We start from the raw sequence: 18,033 nt of genomic DNA on the forward strand, positions 1-18,033 counted from the left end.
CCAACTAGCGCGAGCTTGTAGCTCGTGACTAGCTTTGAAGTGGAGTTTGAACCACTACTGCCGCAGCAGCAGCAAAGCCATTCAAGAAAATGAACAGGAAAGTCGACGTGAGTGGATGCTATGGATGTTTGAGCGGGCTGGGCAACGCAACGCGCACAACGAGCAATGTCAGTTCTGGCAGCAAGACAACCACACCATCGAGCTGCGCTCCAATCAACTTCAAGTGCAACGTCTTGGCTACTTGCACCGCAACCCAGTTGTAGCCGGTTTTGTGGACGTGCCGGAGGATTTTCTTTACAGCAGCGCCCGCAGTTATGCTGACCGGCCTGGCTTGCTAGATGTGCTGCTAATTGGTTAAAAAGCCCCCCAAACTCCACCCTCTCCCCTATGCCCCGAATTTTACCTGTCATTGTGCTGGCCCAGTTCTTATGCACTTCGCTTTGGTTTGCGGGCAATGCCATAGCGGCGGATTTGGCGGCCACCTTACAGCAGCCACCCACCTTTGTAGCCCATCTGACCAGCGCTGTCCAACTAGGGTTTATTTCCGGCACGCTGGTATTTGCTTTGCTAGCCATTGCCGACCGCTTCTCTCCGTCGCGGGTGTTCTTCTTCAGTGCCTTGGCGGCCGCGCTGTGCAACCTGGGCATTAACCTCCCTAGTGTGGAAGCGGGCAGTTTGCTCGCCTTCCGGTTTTTAACTGGCTTTTTCCTGGCGGGCATTTACCCGGTGGGGATGAAAATAGCCGCCGATTACGCGCAGACGGGCTTGGGCAAATGGTTGGGTTTTTTGGTGGGGGCGCTGGTGCTGGGCACGGCTTTCCCACATCTGCTGAAGAGTGTGACGGCGCAGCTGCCGTGGCAATACGTGGCGCTGGCTACCTCGGGCCTGGCGGTGCTCGGTGGCCTGGCTATGCTCCTGCTAGTACCCGACGGTCCGTACCGCCGCACCGGGCAACGCCTGCAACTCACCGCTTTTCTGAGCGGCTTTCGGTTGCCGCGCTTCCGTGCCGCCGCCTTCGGGTATTTTGGCCATATGTGGGAGCTGTACACCTTCTGGGCCTTTCTACCGCTGATGCTGACGACCTACAATAGCGTCCACCGCGGCGCCAACTTGCCGGTGTCGTTGCTGTCGTTTCTGCTGATTGGAGCGGGTGGCATGGCTTGCATGGGTAGCGGGCTACTCTCGCGTATAATTGCCCCCACACCATAGCTACTACGGCGCTGGCTTTGTCGGGGCTGTGCTGCCTGGTGTCGCCGCTGGTGCTGCGCAGCCATTCGGGGGGCTTTTTTCTGAGCTTTCTATTCTGTTGGGGACTGGTGGTCGTGGCTGATTCGCCCATGTTCTCCAGCCTGGTGGCGCAAAACGCGCCCGACGCTTCCCGCGGCACCGCCCTGACCATCGTGAACTGTATAGGATTTGCCATCACCGTTGCCAGCATACAGTTTACAAACTGGCTCTCTGGTTTTGTAAATTCCTACGACCTCTATCTGATTCTTGCAGTTGGTCCGGCGCTGGGTTTGTTGGCGCAATTAGGTCGCCGGCCAGAGCCAGCTACTGCGTAGTAGTGAAAGGTAAGAGGTTGCCGGGCTCGCTAGTCTCGTCCCCGAACGTCATGCAGAGCAACGCGAAGCATCTCGCGTGCTGACGAGAGGTTAGTAATCCTACATCAGCACGCGAGATGCTTCGCTCCGCTCTGCATGACCGCCTATTTTGTGGCAACAACACCACGCGAAATGATTCGTCGTTGGCTTGACGCGCAGAATATTCTAAATTACTCAACCTGAAATTTTAGGTTAGTTAAGTTTTTAATGTGGTGAGCCTTAAGGCCGATGGTGCTTCCGATGTGGTTTAAGTAACGACGAACTTAGTTTGTCGGAACGCACATCTAGGCGCTGGGTAAATTCGTACGTTCACCCTGATGCGCAATCCTTTAAATATTTCTATTTGGGAAATGAGTCTACTAACAGTGCTATTAGCGCTGGCTGCCTGTTCATCACCAGAACAGCAGCCTGGCGTATTAACTCAGGAAACAGATACGAGCGTGCGCTACATTCAGCGCCGCGTGGTATTGCCAGAAGTGCCGCAGCGAGGTCGCATTATCGACCGCAACGACTCAGTGTTGGTGGCTACGCGCACCCACTATCTGCTGAAGCTGCCGCGCCGCCCCCGCTCGATACCCTAGCGCTTGGCCAACTACTTGGCTGGGGGCCAATTGCCACCCGCAAGCGCATTGCCGATGCCCTGCCTTATGAAGACATGCCAGCCGGCTACCCTGTTGAGCTCACCCTCACCGCGGGCGAAGCCAAACGGGTGCGCCGCCAGCGCAAGGACTGGCCCCAGCTGACCCTAACGGAGCGCCCCCAGCGTACCTACACCACCAGCGTGGGCGCCCACTTCCTGGGGTACAAAAGCGACGAAGCACAGGCCTTCTTTAAACAAGCCAAGCGCTACCGACGCGGCCGCTTTTATGAGCTGCGCAACGGCGGTATTGAAACCTACTACAACGGTCTGCTCAACGGCAACCGGGGCTACCTGCACCCCTTGGTCGATTCGCTGGGCCAAACGCACGGCAATTGGGCGCCTGATACAGCCTTTCAGCAAGGCCAGGACCTGCACCTGACCATTGATGTAAAACTGCAAGCCTACGCCGAACAACTGATGGGCCGCCGCAAAGGCTACCTAGTTGCCCTAGACCCGCGCACCGGCGAGATTCTGTGCTACGTGTCGGGCCCCGTGTACAAGCCGGCCACCATCACCGCCCCTGATCAGGCCCTGGTGCGCGCCAAGCTGCTGGAACACGAAAAAATGCCGTTGATCAACCGGCCGGCTACGCTGGCCAATCCGCCCGGCTCGGTATTCAAGCTGGTAAATGCTGCGGTGGCGTTGCAGCTGGGGCCATTACCCCCACCACCGCTTTCCGCTGCGACCAGACCCTGCTCAGCTGCGTGCATCGCCACCCTCAGCCCAAAGACCTGACGATGGGTCTGCAATACAGCTGCAACCCGTATTTCTATCAGGTAATGCGGAATCTCATCAACTTCGTGCCCGATAGCCTGGGCCAGGATTCCGTGGCCGCCCGCCATGCCAATTTAGCCATGTGGCGCCGCTATGTTCGCTCGTTTGGGGTAGACTCGGTGATGGGCGTAGACTTGCCGCGCGAGGCACCCGGCTTTCTGCCCACTCCCGAGTATTACGACAAGGCCCGCGGCACCACTAAGTGGACATATCGCTCTATTTATTCCCTCAGCATCGGGCAGGGCGAAATCAACCTGACGGGGCTGCAAATGGCGAATATGGCGGCCATTATTGCCAACCAAGGCTGGTACTACACCCCCCACCTGGTGCGCAATGTGGGAGATAATGGGCCGCTGCCGCGCTTTACCGAAAAGCGCTACACTCTCATCGACAGCACTCACTTCGCCGCGCTGCTGCCGGGTATGGTGGCCGTGATGGAGCGCGGGGGCACCGCCGAAACTTCCAGTCTGGCCGATGTGGGCATTACGGTAGCCGGCAAAACCGGCACCATTGAAAATGATGGCGACGACGACCACGCCGCTTTCGTGGGCTTTGCCCCGGCCGAGAATCCGGAGATAGTTGTGGCGGTTTACCTCGAAAATGCGGGCTTCGGGGCCACGGCGGCCGCGCCCTACTCTGTTCTGGTAATGGAGAAATACCTGCGCGGCGAAATTGCCCCCGCCGTAAAAAGTGGGAAGCACGCATTCAGCAACGGGCGCGGCGCGGTTATTAACCGGCCAGCCACGCCGGCAGAAGAGAAGAAGCTTCAGTAGTTCCACCTTCCCGACTATGGCTTCCGTTTTAGAGATAACGGACGCTTTCTGGTGTCAAAAAAGCCCCCAGAACCATCCAGACCTTCCTGCGTTATTGTAGCCTGCGCCTCTGCGGAAGTGAAAAGTGACCTTCTACCCTATCTATAGTTATGATAACTACGTTGCGCCGTGGCGATGGCAGCACTTACCTCACGGTGCGGTATGACCAGGACGAAAACTGGATTCACGCGCACTGGTTTGGTCGTCAGACCCTGGGTACCGTGATGGACGGCGGCCTGACTTATCTGGACATGATGCGCCGCCAATCTTGCCCGAAGCTGCTCAACGACCACCGCGACTTGGTGGGCACGTTCCTGGAGGCCAACGACTGGATTCAGCAGGTCTGGACGCCACTGATTATGGCCGCCGGACTGCGCTCCATCGGGCAGATAGTGTCACCGGATGTGTTCGGGCAGCTATCCATCGAAGACCTTCAGCACCGCATCAGCGACCAGCTCGACATTTACCTTTTCGACGACCTAGACGCGGCCCAGAATTGGCTGCGGACACAGTAAGATTTGCCCCCAGACTCACTGTGGTCGGCGTATTACAGTTGAAATTTGCCCCCCGGCGCTAGTGGAAGCACTAATCTAGTTGACTCACCGCTTCCTGCCCAACGACCACCACGGGTTCTAAACGGACCGCACCTTGCGGTCAGCAACACAATCGCCAGCCGCACCCGTTTTCGCGTTGATAGCTCCCAGAGCCAGCACTTCGGCTTGTTTCTGTGCAGCCTGGCCCCCGCTATTACCGTCAGTGCAAGGCAAATCAGGTGCTGTTACAGTATCAGCTGATTAGCGCAGTCGATTCGAATAATATCCATTGAATTTGCCCCCAAGGCATTCTGTGGGCAGTCTAAGTCAGGGGGCAACTACTTTTCCGCGTTGCTGTGCCATTGAATGGCAAAATAGCCGCAAGGTGCTTTTCCGGTATTGGTGAAGGCGTGAGGTACGTTGGCTTCCAGAAAAACGACATCGCCCGCCGCGGCCTTGTGCGCGTTCTTATCGATCAGAATCTCGCCCCTGCCTTGTGTCATCAGAATGATTTCCTCGGTGCGGTGCGTGTGCGGCGGATGGCTGGCAATTCCGGGCATGAGCATGGTAGCGTGCACTTCGAACCGCCTGAACATGCTCGATGGCCGGTCGAAGACGGGACGCGTTTCCTTCTTATCGGTTTTCACGACTGTAAACTGGCCCCAATCCTTCATAAAGGAGCCGCCGCCCGCCTGCGCCCGCTGACGGTCTACGCCGTCTTTCGACTTGTAGCGCAGCACATAATACGTGGTAGGCGCCCCCGACACATTGCGCAAACGTTGTTTGTCGCCGGCGCCAATCAGCATGACACCGCCGGGGCCGAGGATTTTGGTGGAGTCCTGAATGGTGGCGGCGAGGCTTCCCTCCTTCACTACTATTAATTCCTCTGCATCGGTGGCCGCCGGCTGAGCCTGATTTGCCTGTCCAGCTTTCAGGGTGAACGTGTACACCTCCAGTTGGGTCAAATCAAGGGTGCTGCCTTTTATAAACTGGACCCGCTCTCTGCCTTTTTCCGTGGGGCGGCTGATGCCTTTGTACACCGCGGATGGCAGATCGGCAGTTGGCGCGGCGCTGCCCACTAACAGAGCTCCTACAATAAGTAAAGCAGTTTTCATAGGTAGATAGTTGGCAGAAGGAGTTAAGATCGGATATCATTACTTACGCTTGACGGAAACGGTGGGCGGCTGGCTGAAATACTGCCAGCTGCTTTCCGCCTGCTCGTGGGTGTAGCGGCCGTTGAACACCAGCAGCCGGTAGCGCAGCGTGTAAGTTTGGCCGGGGCTTAGGAGCCAGTCTTTGTTTTTGGTGGGCGAATAGTTCACGAATACGTCGCCCTTGCCATTCTGCGTTTCGGGCCACACGCGCAGCGGCTCCGGGTGGTTGTAGTTGGTGGGCGCCGACATCATCACGGCCCCGGCGTAGTCGTTGTCCAGCTGGCCCTGCACCATGCACCAGCGGGCCGTGGAGCCGTCGGCGTCTTTGCGGGTTTTTCCCCCCGAGGTCAGGATTTCGCTGTTGTCCTTGTTCCACTTCTCGGTAGCCCGCCAGCCGAAGCCCCCATACCGATACGTGAGCAGCCGCACCGGGCTGGCGCTGGCACACGTGAGGTTGATGGTCACGTCGGCGATGTAGTAATCGGCATTGCCGGGCTGATATACCCGCACCGATTGCAACTCGTTCAAGGCTACTTTTTCTTTGCCGCCTTTCTTAAACGCCACGTGCTCCTGCTTTACCTGATACTCGCTGAACACGGGGCCATTGGTTTTGGAAACTACGCCAGCGAAGCGCACGGTGCCTTTGCGGTCTTTCAGGTTCCAGAAATCCACGGTATCGCCCTCGAATAGCACGTGCGTCCAGGGATTCCAGATGCCGTAGTGGTGGTAATGGTCGGGGGCCTGAATGCGGGTGAGCACCTGCCCGCGGGGCGACCATAGTGGATGAATAAAGCCGCTGCGTTTAAAAGCCGTATCGATGCCGGTGGGCGGGTACACCGTGCGGTAGTTGTATTGAAGCAGGTCTTTACCGTTGGCCTGCACCTGCAAAGTGCCGTTTTTATCAACGGTTTTGACGGTGGGGGGCGTTTTTACCTTAACCCCGAGCCTGAGCTCGTAGGTGCGCTTGGTGGTTTTAGTATCAGTATTTTCAACGTTCCAATGAAGAATACGCTCCTTGGTTTTCTCAATTTGGTAAAGCACCGAGATACGGGTATTCCCCCTCACTTCTACCAGGCTCAGGTTTGAATCTGAGAGGGAAGTGAGGCCAGCAAGATTTACCTGAACCGGGGCACTTTGCTGGTGGTTGGAGCGCGGTAGGGTTACTTCCAGCGTTGCCAAGCGCTGCGCAAATCCGCTGGTGCTGAGGCCAGTGTACACCAGTAGCAGCCAGAATTTCATCATCTTCATAGTGCTGAAGTTGGAGTAAGGATTGAGAAATCAGGCAAAAAAGCCCCCCAGACAACAAAGACCGGACGAGTTTAAGCCTGTTGACAATCGGGGACACAGTATACTAAACTTGCGGTAGTCGGGCGTTAGAAGCAACTTACCGGTGCCCCTCACCTTCTTATAGAAGCTTCGTATCTATCATTCATGAATAAGCTAAACTCAGGTATACAGGCATGAAATTCAGCTTTTGGTGTGGCATACTAGCCCTCGTGCTTGCCGGGCCTGCGCGGGCCCAATCGCTGGCGGGCGAGTGGCAGGGCGTTGAAACCGACCCCAGAGAAGAAGGCAACTGGCCAGCCGTGCTTCGCTTGCAGCAAAATAAAGACGCCAAGATATTTGGGGTACTGTATCAGGAAGTAGGCAACGAGCCGGCCATGACGGTGACGTTTGAAATGCAGGGCGCGCGTACGGAAGACGGGGTCAGCCTGACCCATACCCGAAAGCTGAGCGAAACGGGCCAGACGCCCTGGACTTACTGGTGCGACGGCTCCATCACGTTTACCTACGACCCGAATCAGGAAAAGCTGGTGGGCAATGCGACCTACCGCCCGGTAGGCGACTGCGACGTGGGGACATTTACCTTGTACCGCATCAAGCTAAAATCGTCGCCCACAGTGCCGGCCAATACGGAAAGCACCCTGCGCGTATCGGGCCAGGACGTGCGCTGGTACGCCGACCCTGATTTGAAACAGCGTGTAGCTACCGGCAATACGTATCGCACCAAGCTCAGTAAGACCACCACCTTCTACCTCACGCAGGGCTATTTTGCTACCAGTCAGAGCCCGGTGGTACCTATTACTATTACCGTAGGTGATACGGAAGCTCCCAAGCCAGTAGCCGTTGCCCCAGCTCCCGCCCCGCCTGATACGGTGCGCCCAGCGGCGCCCATTCTGGCTCCCTCGGTCAAGCCGATAGTATTGCCCACTGTGTTGTTCAGGCTGGGTACGCCCGAGCTGCTGCCAACCGCCATACCGGCCCTCGATCAGTTAGCCGCCGAGCTCAAGGCCCGCCCGACACTAAAGCTGCGCGTATCTGGCCACACCGACAAAATCGGGGAGCCCCAGAAAAACCAGGTACTATCGGTGCAGCGCGCCGAGGCTGTGAAATCTTACCTGGTGAAAGCCGGTATTGCTGCCGCACGCATAACCACAGCCGGCTTCGGCGATTCACGCCCGCTTTATAAGTCACCCGACGCCCGCAACCGGCGCGTGGAGGTGGAAGCAGTCAGATAAGTTTGGAAGTACCTCCTGAGTCTGTATGCTGAGGCTTGCATACGCTCATCTTATGGCCGTCCTGGGGCTCCAGGCAATGGCCGACACCGTCAATCTAGTTGCCCAGCGCATGCGCCTATTTAAACCGTTAACCTTCGCGACTTCTCTCCTACTGGCAAGTCAATCGACCACTTTCGCCCAGTCTGCCAACAGCTGGAACAGCAAGCAATGCGCCGTGGTACTAACTTATGACGATGCTATCGACGCCGACCTGGACAACGCTATTCCGGCGCTCGACTCGTTGAAGCTGCGGGGGACATTTTACCTGATTGGCTCCTCACCCGTGGTGGGCAAGCGGCTGAATGAGTGGCGACAAGCAGCCCAGCGCGGACATGAGCTTGGCAACCACGCGCTTATGCATCCCTGCGACGGCAGCCAGCCCGGCCGCAGCTTCGTAACGCCCGACAACGACCTGAGCAAGTACACCGTGAGCCGGGCGGTAAGCGAAGTGCGGACGATGAACACGCTGCTGATGGCCATCGACGGCAAAACCGCCCGCACGTTTGCCTACCCGTGCGGCGACCTGCACATCGGCGGCGTCAAATTCTACGACCAGCTCAAAAACGATTTCGTGGCCGCCCGGGGCGTTACCAGTGGTCTGCAAACAGCCGCGCAGGTAGACCTGACCAACATAGACAGCTATATGATCAATGGCCAATCGGGCGAATATTTGATTGACCTAGTAAAAAAAGCGCAGCAGTCGCGCACGGTACTGGTGTTTCTGTTCCACGGCGTGGGCGGCGGGCACAGTCTGAACGTAGATCTGAAAGCGCATCGCCAGCTGCTGCGCTACCTCAAGGCCAATGAAAAGAATATCTGGGTGGCCCCCATGGTGGAGGTAGCAGAGCAGATAAAGACCAGCCAGCAAGCCAAAGCAGCCAGCAAGCCGCGCGGATGACACAAGAGCTGATTTGATAACAAATTAGTTATGCTTGCATAACATATTTATAGCATTTACGTATTACCTTTGTACCCAACAAACTGATAGAGTACCACATACACCATTGACATGAAAAAAAGCACCGCCACCGTTTCGTCGCTTATATTGCTGGGGGGCCTTGGTTCCCTGAGCTATTTGGCCGCGCAGGTTCGGGAGTTTAACCTGTTTTTCGACCTGCGGGACGAAGAAGAGTGCTACTACTGCTAAGCTTCTCAGCCGCGTATTACGGCGACGTTTATTTGATTAGTTGAAACGGGTTCCGCTGCACAGCGGGACCCGTTTTGTTTGGCCCCATTCAAAAAGCATCTTTCAAAATCAGGGGTTTAGTAGCGAAGAATAAAAAAACCACATCCATTCGAGCTGGTTTTCGGTACTTCACTGTAGCAACGGCCTCCGCCGGGTCGTTCGTTTTCCCTTCCACCGCTGCGTTGGCATTTCATTTCACGTTGGAATCTGTGAAATCTGCTCAATCAGCATTATCTGTGATTTATGAACTTAGAAAGCCTCAAGGAGCAAATCAGCTACATCATTGGGCGCGATTTGGCCCGCAATTTTGCCCAGCAAGGTCTTGACCTCGACATTGAAGTGCTGGCCAGCAGCATGAAAGAAGGCCTGGCTGGACAACCCAGCCGCCTCACGCAGGACCAGATGCGCACTGCTATGGAGCAGCTGCAGAGCCAAATGCAAGACCAGGACGACCAACAAGGTGACGGCAACGGCACCGTAAACGACCCTAATGCCATGAACAACAAGCAAGCCGGCGAAGACTTCCTCGCCGAAAACAAGAACAAGCCCGGCGTAACCACCCTGCCCAGCGGCCTGCAATACGAAGTGCTGACGCAAGGCTCCGGCCCCAAGCCCTCGCTCACCAGCAACGTAACCACCCACTACCACGGCACGCTCACCAACGGCACTGTATTCGACAGCAGCTACCAGCGCGGCCAGCCTGCGTCATTCCCCGTGAACGGCGTAATTGCCGGCTGGACAGAAGCGCTCCAGCTCATGCCCGAAGGCTCGAAGTGGCGCCTCTACATCCCATCGGACTTAGCCTACGGCAAGCGTGGTGCCGGTCGCGACATCGGCCCCGACTCGGCGCTGATTTTCGATGTGGAGCTGCTGAAGGTGAATAAGTAAGCTTTGCTTCTGATCAAAATTGCCCCCCAGCTGCTTGTATTAGCCAGCTGGGGGGCAATTTTGCATTTCTTATTAACATGTATCAAAACGATGTAGAGACACATACTTGTGTCTGCTCGTTGTTTAGTTGAACATCTTGGCTGCGAATCGTTTAATGTTGTCGTTCAAGAAGGAGACACAAGTATGTGCCTCTACCATGTTCTAGCTAACGCAAACAGCTCCTTAGAAACATCTATATTTCCCACCATGCTTCCTTCTGAAGAACCTACGCTGCGCAGCGCTAACGGCCGCCTGGTATTGACGGCTGACGCGCTGGAAGTAGACGGACAGGGCTTTGCCCTGCTGGAACTGGATGCGGTGGAGCTTAAGCCTATTCGGTGGCTGCTATGGTTTTTGCTGGGCGGTATTACGCTGGCTGGCTTTGCATTAGCTTTTTTACAAAACTGGCTGCGCACCGTACCCGCCGCCCTGGGCCTCACGGCGGGAGCGTTGCTTTTGGCTTATGGTAGCCGAGGCACCAATCGGCTGCGCTTGTACCGGGCGGGGCGGGAGGCGCTGCACTTTGCGTTGGCCGGCGACCCGCTGCCCTGGCAGAAACTGGCGGCTGAGGCCAACCGTCGCATCCAGCGGCGCCACGAAGAAGCGGCGGCCGCGGCCGTGGCTGCCTGGGCCACGGATTTGCCCCCCACCGAATCCGACACAGGCTCCTGGCCAGAGCCACCTGCTCCCCCAGCTCATACACCGGATCCTACGAGTTGATTTGCCTTACCTTTGGGCGTTTTTGCCTGGCATTAACTTTTCCTCTTCCCCCTCACTTTCATGGACGCCACAAAATCGCACTCGCACACCGCCGTTTCTACCGGCGGGTTGCTTATCGCGCTTGGTATAATCTACGGCGACATTGGCACGTCGCCGCTTTATGTAATGAAGGCCATTGTGCCGGGTAATATTGATCCGCGCCTTGTGTACGGCGGCATTTCCTGCGTCTTCTGGACCCTGACCCTCCAAACCTCCATCAAGTATGTATTGCTCACCCTCAACGCCGACAACAACGGTGAGGGGGCATTTTTTCGCTCTTCGCGCTGGTGCGGCGGCGGGCAGCCTGGCTTACCATACCCGCTATTATTGGCGGTGCTGCCCTACTCGCCGATGGCATTATTACGCCCCCTATCTCCGTCTCGTCGGCCATTGAAGGACTGGAAGCCGTGTACCCGGGTATCCCGACGGTACCCATCGTCATTGCGATTCTGGCGGCTTTGTTTTTAATGCAAAGCTTTGGTACTCAAATAGTAGGAAAAGCATTCGGGCCCATTATGCTGATCTGGTTCAGCATGCTGGCCACCCTGGGTATCGTCTGGATTTCGCAGCATCCTGGCATTCTGCGTGCGGCCAACCCTGCGTATGCCTACGATTTGTTGGTGCGCTTTCCCGGCGGATTCTGGCTGCTGGGGGCCGTTTTTCTGTGTACCACTGGTGCCGAAGCGCTGTATTCCGACCTTGGGCACTGCGGCAAAGGCAACATCCGCATCAGCTGGATTTTTGTAAAAGCCTGCCTATTACTCAATTACTTTGGGCAAGGCGCCTGGCTGATTGAGCATCAGGGCCAGCAGCTCAGTGGCCGCAACCCATTTTATGAGCTAATGCCCGAGTGGTTTTTGCTCATTGGTATTGGTATCGCTACGATGGCGGCCATCATTGCTTCTCAAGCTCTTATCACGGGTTCATTCACGCTGGTTGCCGAGGCTATTCGCCTGAATATGTGGCCCAAAGTGAAGCTTAACTATCCAACTGATCTAAAAGGCCAGCTTTATGTGCCCAGCATGAACCGGCTGTTGCTGCTGGGCTGCATTGGGGTCGTATTGTACTTCCGGCGGTCCGAAAACATGGAAGCGGCCTACGGGCTGGCCATCACGCTCACCATGCTCATGACCACCACACTGCTGGTGGTGTGGCTGCGCTCGCGCCGGGTGGCCATGCCTATCGTGGTGCTGTTTGCGGTAGTGTACGGCCTGATTGAAGGAGCCTTTCTGATTGCCAACCTCATCAAGTTTCCGCACGGCGGCTGGGTGTCGCTGGCTATCGGGCTGGCGCTGATTGGGGTGATGTACGTGTGGCTGCGGGCCTATTATATCAAGCGTCGCCTCACGGAGTTTGTGAAAATAGAGCCTTATATGCAGTCGTTGAAGGACCTCAGCGACGACGATTCAATTCCCAAATACTCGACGCACCTGGTGTTCATGACTTCGGCCGAGCGCGCTACCGAAATCGAGTCCAAAATCATTTACTCCATCTTTCAGAAGCGGCCCAAACGAGCTGATATCTACTGGTTTGTGCACGTAGACACCACCGACGAGCCGTATACCATGCAATACAAAGTGGTAGAGCTCGCGCCCGATGATGCCTTCCGCATCACGTTCCGCTTAGGGTTTCGGGTGGAGCAACGAATCAACCTTTATTTCCGCCAGGTGATTGAGGAATTGGTACGCAATAAGGAAGTGGACATTACGTCCCGCTACGAATCCTTGAGCAAGCAGCACGTGACCGGCGACTTCCGGTTTATTGTGCTGGAAAAGTACCTGTCAGTCGAGAATGATTTCCCGCTGATGGAGAAACTAGTGATGCAGACCTATTTCTATATCAAGCAGTTTATTGCTTCCGAAGAGAAGTATTTCGGGTTGGAAACCAGCTCCGTTAAAGTAGAGAAAGTACCTCTGGTTATAGCGCCCGTTCGCAAGGTAGAGCTAGAGCGCATCCGTTAACTATACGATTGAGTTGGTACTACTCAAGTAAACAACGACGAGACGCAAAATCTTGCGTCTCGTCGTTGTTTACTTGAGTAGTACCAAGCCTGGCGTCAATCGTTCAACGACGAGACGCAAAATCTTGCGTCTCTCCCTCGTTCTCACAGCTGTAACACAGGCAGCTTGCCTTACATTATTCGTAAGGCACAAAAAAGCCCCCCAGAGATTGTTTGGGGGGCTTTTTTGTGCCTTACGAATAATGTAATACTACTGGGCTGTGCGCAACCATTTGGCCAGCACTGCCTGCTGCTCCGCGCTCGGAGTTGGCAGCTTCTCCACGCGGTAGCGGCGACCAGTTGAGGCCAGAAGCGGGAAGGTAAGCTCCTTCATCTGGCCGTCGCGGGCTACCAGCAGCTTCACTTCGGTGCCAGCGGCTCGGCCGGTCAGGGCTTTGTTGGGGTCGTCGGAAAGACGGTTACCATCGAGGGCCAGGATTTCGTCGTTTACATTCAGGCCACCTTGCCAGGCGCTGCCATCGCGTAGCACGCTGGTCACGGTCAGTTTGCCCCCCGCGGTGCTCACATTGGCTCCCAGAGCGCCCGTGGTGGCCGCGGGCTCCGTGGCCAGCGTCAGGCCAGCGTAGCCGAGGGCCGTGGCGTAGTCGAGGGTTTGAGTATCGTACACACGAGTGCGGAAAAATTCATCGTACCGGCGACCGGCCACTTTCTCCACGGCGTCCTGAAACTCATCATCGGTGAAGCCGCGGCGCTGCTGCTCGTAGTAGCGCTGGTACAGATAGCGCATCACGTCGTCGAGGCTTTTCTGGCCCTTGGTTTCGTTGATGATCATCAGGTCAAGCACCGTGCAAATCAGCTCGCCTTTGTCGTAGTAGCTGATGGTGGAGTTGGCGGAGTTTTCGTTGGGGCGGTAGCCTTTAATCCAGGCATCAAAGCTCGATTCGCTGGCTGATTGGAGCTTATTGCCCGGCTGGTTTTCTACGCGCGTGATGCCGTTGCTCAGGCTCGCCAGATAGTCATTGGGAGTCACGAAGCCGGCCCGCTGCACGATGATGTCGCCGAAGTAGCTGGTGCCGCCTTCGCTCAGCCAGAGCATGCGCGTGTAGTTCTCGTGGTCGTAATCGAACGGTCCCAGCGCCACGGGCCGGATGCGCTTGACATTCCAGAGGTGAAAATATTCGTGGCCAACCAGCCCCAGAAAGCCTTTGTAGCCAGCATCGGTGCTATAGGCATTGCGCGAAACGGATAAGGTAGTCGAGAACAGGTGCTCCAGGCCACCGGTACCGCGCTCAATGTTGTGGATGATGAATACGTAGCGGTCCAGCGGGTTTTTGCCTACTACCCGATGTGCTTCCTCGCACACCCGCTTCATATCGGCCAGCAGTTTGGCCTCGTCGTAGCGCGCATTGCCAAACATGGCAATTGTATGGGGCGTGCCGTTGGCTTCAAACGACAATACTTTATGGGTCCCTATCTCGATGGGTGAGTCAGCCAGCTCGTCGTAGTTGCTGGAGCTAAAGATGAAGGGCGCACCGCCAGCCACTGGCTTCAGGCTGGTTGTCACCTGGTTCCAGCCAGGGGCGGGCTGCACGGTGATAGTGCTTGCCAGGGCCTTGCCTTCGGCCGGATACATGAACACGCTGGTGCCATTGAGGTAGCCGTGGGCGGCGTCCAGAAAGCTGGTGCGCACGCTCAACTCGTAGGCATACACGCGATAGCGAACGGTAAAGTCCTTGGTGCGCGGATGATACACGCGCCACGTGTTTTTATCGATTTTCTCAGCACGCAGCTTATTTGAGCCGGCCGTGGCCTCAAAGCCTTCCACGTGCTTGGCAAACTCGCGCACTAAGTAAGAGCCGGGCGCCCACACGGGCATTTTGACATCGGTGAACTGTTTACCAAAGCCACCCAGCGCCATTTCTACTTCATAAAAATGGGTTTGCGGAGCTGGCATAGCCAAGGTGTAGCGCAGCGTAGGCGCCGCCAGAACCGCGCTGAATTGACAAAAAAACAGTAGCAGTGCTGCGACCAGCACCAAACGAAAGCGAAAATGAGGCATGAAGTAAAGGGGTGTGAGTGAAGGAAGCAGTAGTTGGAGGGCTAGACTCAGGAATACCTCCAAGGTTGCAAAGTAACGCTGAAATTTGCCCCCCAGCTTACCCTTTAGCACACGGCCATGCTCAGCTCACCGGAACCCACACCCAACCTGCGCCGTTAAGGCGCACAGGAGGGCCGTTCACCCCACGGCTCGTCTTATCTACTATGCGCTACGTCTGGATCACCTTTATCGGCTTAGCTGTGCTGATGCTCAGCTTGTTGGTTTGGCAGCGCCAGCCTTCAGAAGCTCCTGTTGAGGCAGCTTCGGTTGCTGCGCCCACTTCGCCAGTTTCTCAAACTCGGGCCCGCGCCGCCGTGTGGGTCAGCAATAAGCCCGTGCCACGCGCCGATAGTGTGGTGCGCTTTGCCATGGAGCAGTTGGGCACTCCCTACGTGTATGCAGGCGCCACCCCTACCAGCGGCTTCGACTGCTCGGGCTTTGTGATGTACGTGTACGGCCGCTTTGGCATTGATGTGCCCCACTCTACAGCCATGCTCATCAATACCGGCCGCCCCATTCCGCGCAGTCAGGCGCGCCCCGGCGACCTGGTGATATTTACGGGCACCGCAGAGACCTCTACCGAGCCCGGCCACGCTGGCATTATCATCTCAAAGGCCGGCGAGCCCATCCGCTTCATTCACTCGTCCTCGGCCCGCCGCGAGTCGGGCGTGAAAATAAGCGCGGTGGATAATACTGGCTATGAGCGCCGCTTTATGGGCGTGCGCCGCGTGCTCGATGCTGAATAAACTATTTCTTATTCAATACAAAGCAAAAAAGCCCCCAGACCAAGTCTGGGGGGCTTTTTTGTAAAAGGAACTCATCAACACAATGCACAGTATTGAACCATACTAAAAAAACGATGCCCAGCCGCCTGTGCAGAACCTATTGAAAGGCTGCTGGGCGAACCGGGCATCTAATCCTTCAAATCTTACCAAGCGACGAGTCTGGGGTTCAGCCCCGTCATCCTTTGTGTAAGACCTTGCCAGAATGCGGGAAAAAGCCCTGTTGGGGCATAATTCCGCGCGAAAGCTGTTGTTAAGCGCGTCCGGCGGTGAAGCAGACTACATTCGACAGGCTTGGCAGGATTTGGTTGGGACTACTAGACATTTTGTACCTCCTTTCTTTAGATCCAACATTCCTCATTCGCGTTTCCCAGCACCTTAGGGACCCTTGATAGAGGCCGTAGCACTCACTACTGATCGGTAAAGTTAAAAGGACCCCGGATGGTTCAAAATAAAAAACCCTTTTTTTAGCTCAGTGGCTAATATTTTTGGTCAGATAGCTGAGGATCAAGCAGTTTTTCATTGAATAAAATTCAGGCTTTGCACCTGGGGTAGCCGAAAACGGGGCTGGCCTCAAACTTGCAAAGCCCAGCATTAGCAGAACCTCTTGGGTGATTACCATAATTCAGGAGTTTTCTTCTATCTTTTCCCACAAATCCTACCCTTTACCTCATGAAAAAAACCTTGTTCCTCTGTCTAACCCTACTGTTGGGTTACTCTGGATTGGCTTCGGCCCAGTCACTTTCGCCCTTGGGCACGTGGACCAACTCTGAAAAGAAGGCCACGTTTGAAATCTATAAATGCAACGGCGACAAACTCTGCGGCAAAATTGTGTCGCTAACGGTACCCAACGATCCGGCCACGGGCAAGCCCAAAACCGACTCGATGAACCCCGATCCGAAGCTGCGCTCCAAGCCGCGTCTGGGCCTCGTGTTCATGCAGGGCTTCGAGTACGACGAAGGCAACAAGTGGGACGATGGCAAGATCTATGACCCCGAGACGGGCAAAACCTACTCTTGCTACATGAAGATGGAAAACGCCAACACCATGGAGGTGAAAGGCTACATCGGCTTCTCCATGATTGGCCGCTCCCAGACCTGGACCCGCGTAAAATAAACTGCACCTGCTCCTGGCACGTAAAAGCGACGCCCCCAACCGGGGCGTCGCTCTTTTTTGTACCTTAGAGCTTCCTGAACGTAGGTTTGACATGTGCGGCGGGTTCTTCTTCTCAACTTCTTTTTCTTGAAACACCTTTTCCTTACGCTGTTGCTGTGCCTAGCAACCATAGGGGCGCAGCCGCCCAAACCCATTCCCCGCTGGGCGTGTGGAAGGATGATGCGGGCGAAACCCACGTCGAGATTTATCGGTGCGGCAACTCAAAGCAGCTGTGTGGGCGGCTGGTGTGGCTAAGCGAGCCGCTGGATTCGACGACTAATTTGCCCAAAACCGACCGTCGCAACCCCGAGCTAGAAAAGCGCAATCAGCCCCTGCTCAATCTTGTGGTCATACAAAATCTTAGCTATGACCCCGATGATGACCGCTGGGAAGACGGCCGGATTTATGACCCCATGAATGGGCGCACCTATTCCTGCTACCTCAGCATGGTCAGCAAAGACCGCATGGAGGTGAAGGGCTACATCGGCTTCTCCTTAATTGGGCGCTCTCATTATTGGTCGCGGGTGAAGCCGCAGGTCATGGGGCTAAATAAGCGAGCAGCTTCCGCGGAGCCATACGGCCTTTAATACACCGCCTGAACCTGGTACGATTTGCCGCGGAAGGTGAAAGCGTCGCCGGGCCGGGCAGACGTCATAGCCTGATAAATGGGCGAAAAGGCGGAAATAACGCAATATGGCTGCCCCTCGACTTTGATTTCGCCTAGGCTCAGCGCGATAAAGAAGGTCTGGCTATCGGTGACTACGACGGAGCCCAGGCTGGGCTTATCCGTGGAAGGACGCACATCCGAAACGCGCTGTAGCACTTGTAAGCCCGTAAGGGCTTCATCCAGCTGACGAGCGAACAGGTCGCGCTGAATATGGCAGGCTTCCCGAAACGACTCAAACTTATCTTCGATTGCGCCCTGGGTTTCGTGGGCGCTTTCTTCTACCAGCAGCATGGCTTTGCGGGCTGTATCCGCTTTTTGCTGTTGGGCCCGCCGGCATTCGGCCAATAGCTGCTGACGCAGCGCAGTGCGTTGTTTGGCAGTCATTTGCATAGAATAGCTTAGAGATAAAGAGGTAAAAGATGCCTGT

17 protein-coding genes and 2 pseudogenes are annotated in these 18,033 nt (G+C 56.0%); 15 read left to right on the forward strand and 4 right to left on the reverse strand.

The window, feature by feature from the left end; genetic code table 11:
* The first annotated feature begins 34 nt into the window (after positions 1 to 34).
* The 6 genes and pseudogenes from H9L05_RS18190 (at position 35) to H9L05_RS18215 (ending at position 4,342) form a co-directional block, all read left to right on the forward strand.
* Complete coding sequence (locus H9L05_RS18190) at positions 35 to 358, forward strand: transposase (RefSeq protein ID WP_187732118.1); 324 nt, start codon at positions 35 to 37, stop codon at positions 356 to 358.
* 29 nt (positions 359 to 387) lie between these two features.
* Complete coding sequence (locus tag H9L05_RS18195) at positions 388 to 1,209, forward strand: MFS transporter (RefSeq protein WP_317175007.1); 822 nt, start codon at positions 388 to 390, stop codon at positions 1,207 to 1,209.
* Between the two features lie 17 nt (positions 1,210 to 1,226).
* Positions 1,227 to 1,562 (forward strand): hypothetical protein, encoded by a 336-nt coding sequence (locus H9L05_RS26420; RefSeq protein WP_317175008.1) that lies wholly within the window; start codon positions 1,227 to 1,229, stop codon positions 1,560 to 1,562.
* A 389-nt stretch (positions 1,563 to 1,951) separates the two neighbouring features.
* A complete protein-coding gene (locus tag H9L05_RS18200) occupies positions 1,952 to 2,182 on the forward strand; it encodes a hypothetical protein (RefSeq protein ID WP_187732119.1) in 231 nt (76 codons plus the stop codon).
* A 74-nt stretch (positions 2,183 to 2,256) separates the two neighbouring features.
* Positions 2,257 to 3,788: pseudogene (locus H9L05_RS24155) on the forward strand (peptidoglycan D,D-transpeptidase FtsI family protein).
* A gap of 149 nt (positions 3,789 to 3,937) precedes the next feature.
* Positions 3,938 to 4,342, forward strand: a complete 405-nt coding sequence (locus H9L05_RS18215; protein ID WP_187732122.1) for a hypothetical protein — start codon at positions 3,938 to 3,940, stop codon at positions 4,340 to 4,342.
* Positions 4,343 to 4,698: 356 nt separating this feature from the next.
* Here H9L05_RS18215 and H9L05_RS18220 read toward each other — a convergent pair whose 3' ends face one another.
* Both H9L05_RS18220 and H9L05_RS18225 read right to left on the reverse strand, forming a co-directional pair.
* Positions 4,699 to 5,475 (reverse strand): cupin domain-containing protein, encoded by a 777-nt coding sequence (locus H9L05_RS18220; protein ID WP_187732123.1) that lies wholly within the window; start codon positions 5,473 to 5,475, stop codon positions 4,699 to 4,701.
* Positions 5,476 to 5,514: 39 nt separating this feature from the next.
* Positions 5,515 to 6,756 (reverse strand): DUF6807 domain-containing protein, encoded by a 1,242-nt coding sequence (locus H9L05_RS18225; protein ID WP_223284550.1) that lies wholly within the window; start codon positions 6,754 to 6,756, stop codon positions 5,515 to 5,517.
* Between the two features lie 218 nt (positions 6,757 to 6,974).
* Between H9L05_RS18225 and H9L05_RS18230 the strand changes: the two genes are divergently transcribed.
* The 6 genes and pseudogenes from H9L05_RS18230 (at position 6,975) to H9L05_RS18255 (ending at position 12,905) form a co-directional block, all read left to right on the forward strand.
* Entirely contained in the window at positions 6,975 to 8,033 is a 1,059-nt protein-coding gene (locus H9L05_RS18230) for an OmpA family protein (RefSeq protein ID WP_187732124.1), read from the forward strand.
* Between the two features lie 25 nt (positions 8,034 to 8,058).
* Positions 8,059 to 8,970 carry a polysaccharide deacetylase family protein gene (locus H9L05_RS18235; RefSeq protein WP_223284551.1) on the forward strand — a complete coding sequence of 304 codons (912 nt, stop codon included), beginning with the start codon at positions 8,059 to 8,061 and terminating at the stop codon, positions 8,968 to 8,970.
* A gap of 111 nt (positions 8,971 to 9,081) precedes the next feature.
* A complete protein-coding gene (locus H9L05_RS18240) occupies positions 9,082 to 9,219 on the forward strand; it encodes a hypothetical protein (RefSeq protein WP_187732125.1) in 138 nt (45 codons plus the stop codon).
* A 282-nt stretch (positions 9,220 to 9,501) separates the two neighbouring features.
* Positions 9,502 to 10,146 (forward strand): FKBP-type peptidyl-prolyl cis-trans isomerase, encoded by a 645-nt coding sequence (locus H9L05_RS18245; protein ID WP_187732126.1) that lies wholly within the window; start codon positions 9,502 to 9,504, stop codon positions 10,144 to 10,146.
* A 246-nt stretch (positions 10,147 to 10,392) separates the two neighbouring features.
* Entirely contained in the window at positions 10,393 to 10,905 is a 513-nt protein-coding gene (locus H9L05_RS18250; RefSeq protein WP_187732127.1) for a hypothetical protein, read from the forward strand.
* Between the two features lie 60 nt (positions 10,906 to 10,965).
* Positions 10,966 to 12,905: pseudogene (locus H9L05_RS18255) on the forward strand (KUP/HAK/KT family potassium transporter).
* A 249-nt stretch (positions 12,906 to 13,154) separates the two neighbouring features.
* On the opposite strand, the gene H9L05_RS18260 reads toward H9L05_RS18255, so the two are convergent.
* Entirely contained in the window at positions 13,155 to 14,963 is a 1,809-nt protein-coding gene (locus H9L05_RS18260; RefSeq protein WP_223284552.1) for a M61 family metallopeptidase, read from the reverse strand.
* A gap of 203 nt (positions 14,964 to 15,166) precedes the next feature.
* Here H9L05_RS18260 and H9L05_RS18265 point away from each other — a divergent pair, with 203 nt between their 5' ends.
* From H9L05_RS18265 to H9L05_RS18275, 3 genes are all read left to right on the forward strand, one after another.
* Positions 15,167 to 15,748: a C40 family peptidase gene (locus H9L05_RS18265; RefSeq protein WP_187732128.1), complete on the forward strand. Its 582-nt coding sequence runs from the start codon at positions 15,167 to 15,169 to the stop codon at positions 15,746 to 15,748.
* Positions 15,749 to 16,456: 708 nt separating this feature from the next.
* On the forward strand, positions 16,457 to 16,900 hold the full coding sequence (locus H9L05_RS18270; protein WP_187732129.1) for a DUF2147 domain-containing protein: 444 nt from the start codon (positions 16,457 to 16,459) through the stop codon (positions 16,898 to 16,900).
* A 155-nt stretch (positions 16,901 to 17,055) separates the two neighbouring features.
* Entirely contained in the window at positions 17,056 to 17,526 is a 471-nt protein-coding gene (locus H9L05_RS18275) for a DUF2147 domain-containing protein (RefSeq protein ID WP_187732130.1), read from the forward strand.
* Here the strand turns inward: H9L05_RS18275 and H9L05_RS18280 are convergent.
* On the reverse strand, positions 17,523 to 17,990 hold the full coding sequence (locus H9L05_RS18280; protein WP_187732131.1) for a hypothetical protein: 468 nt from the start codon (positions 17,988 to 17,990) through the stop codon (positions 17,523 to 17,525). The two genes, H9L05_RS18275 and H9L05_RS18280, sit on opposite strands and share 4 nt — an antisense overlap.
* Positions 17,991 to 18,033 lie beyond the last annotated feature (43 nt).

Origin of the sequence: Hymenobacter qilianensis (assembly GCF_014489555.1) — a bacterium.
In the GTDB taxonomy this organism is placed as follows: Bacteria; Bacteroidota; Bacteroidia; order Cytophagales; family Hymenobacteraceae; genus Hymenobacter; species Hymenobacter qilianensis.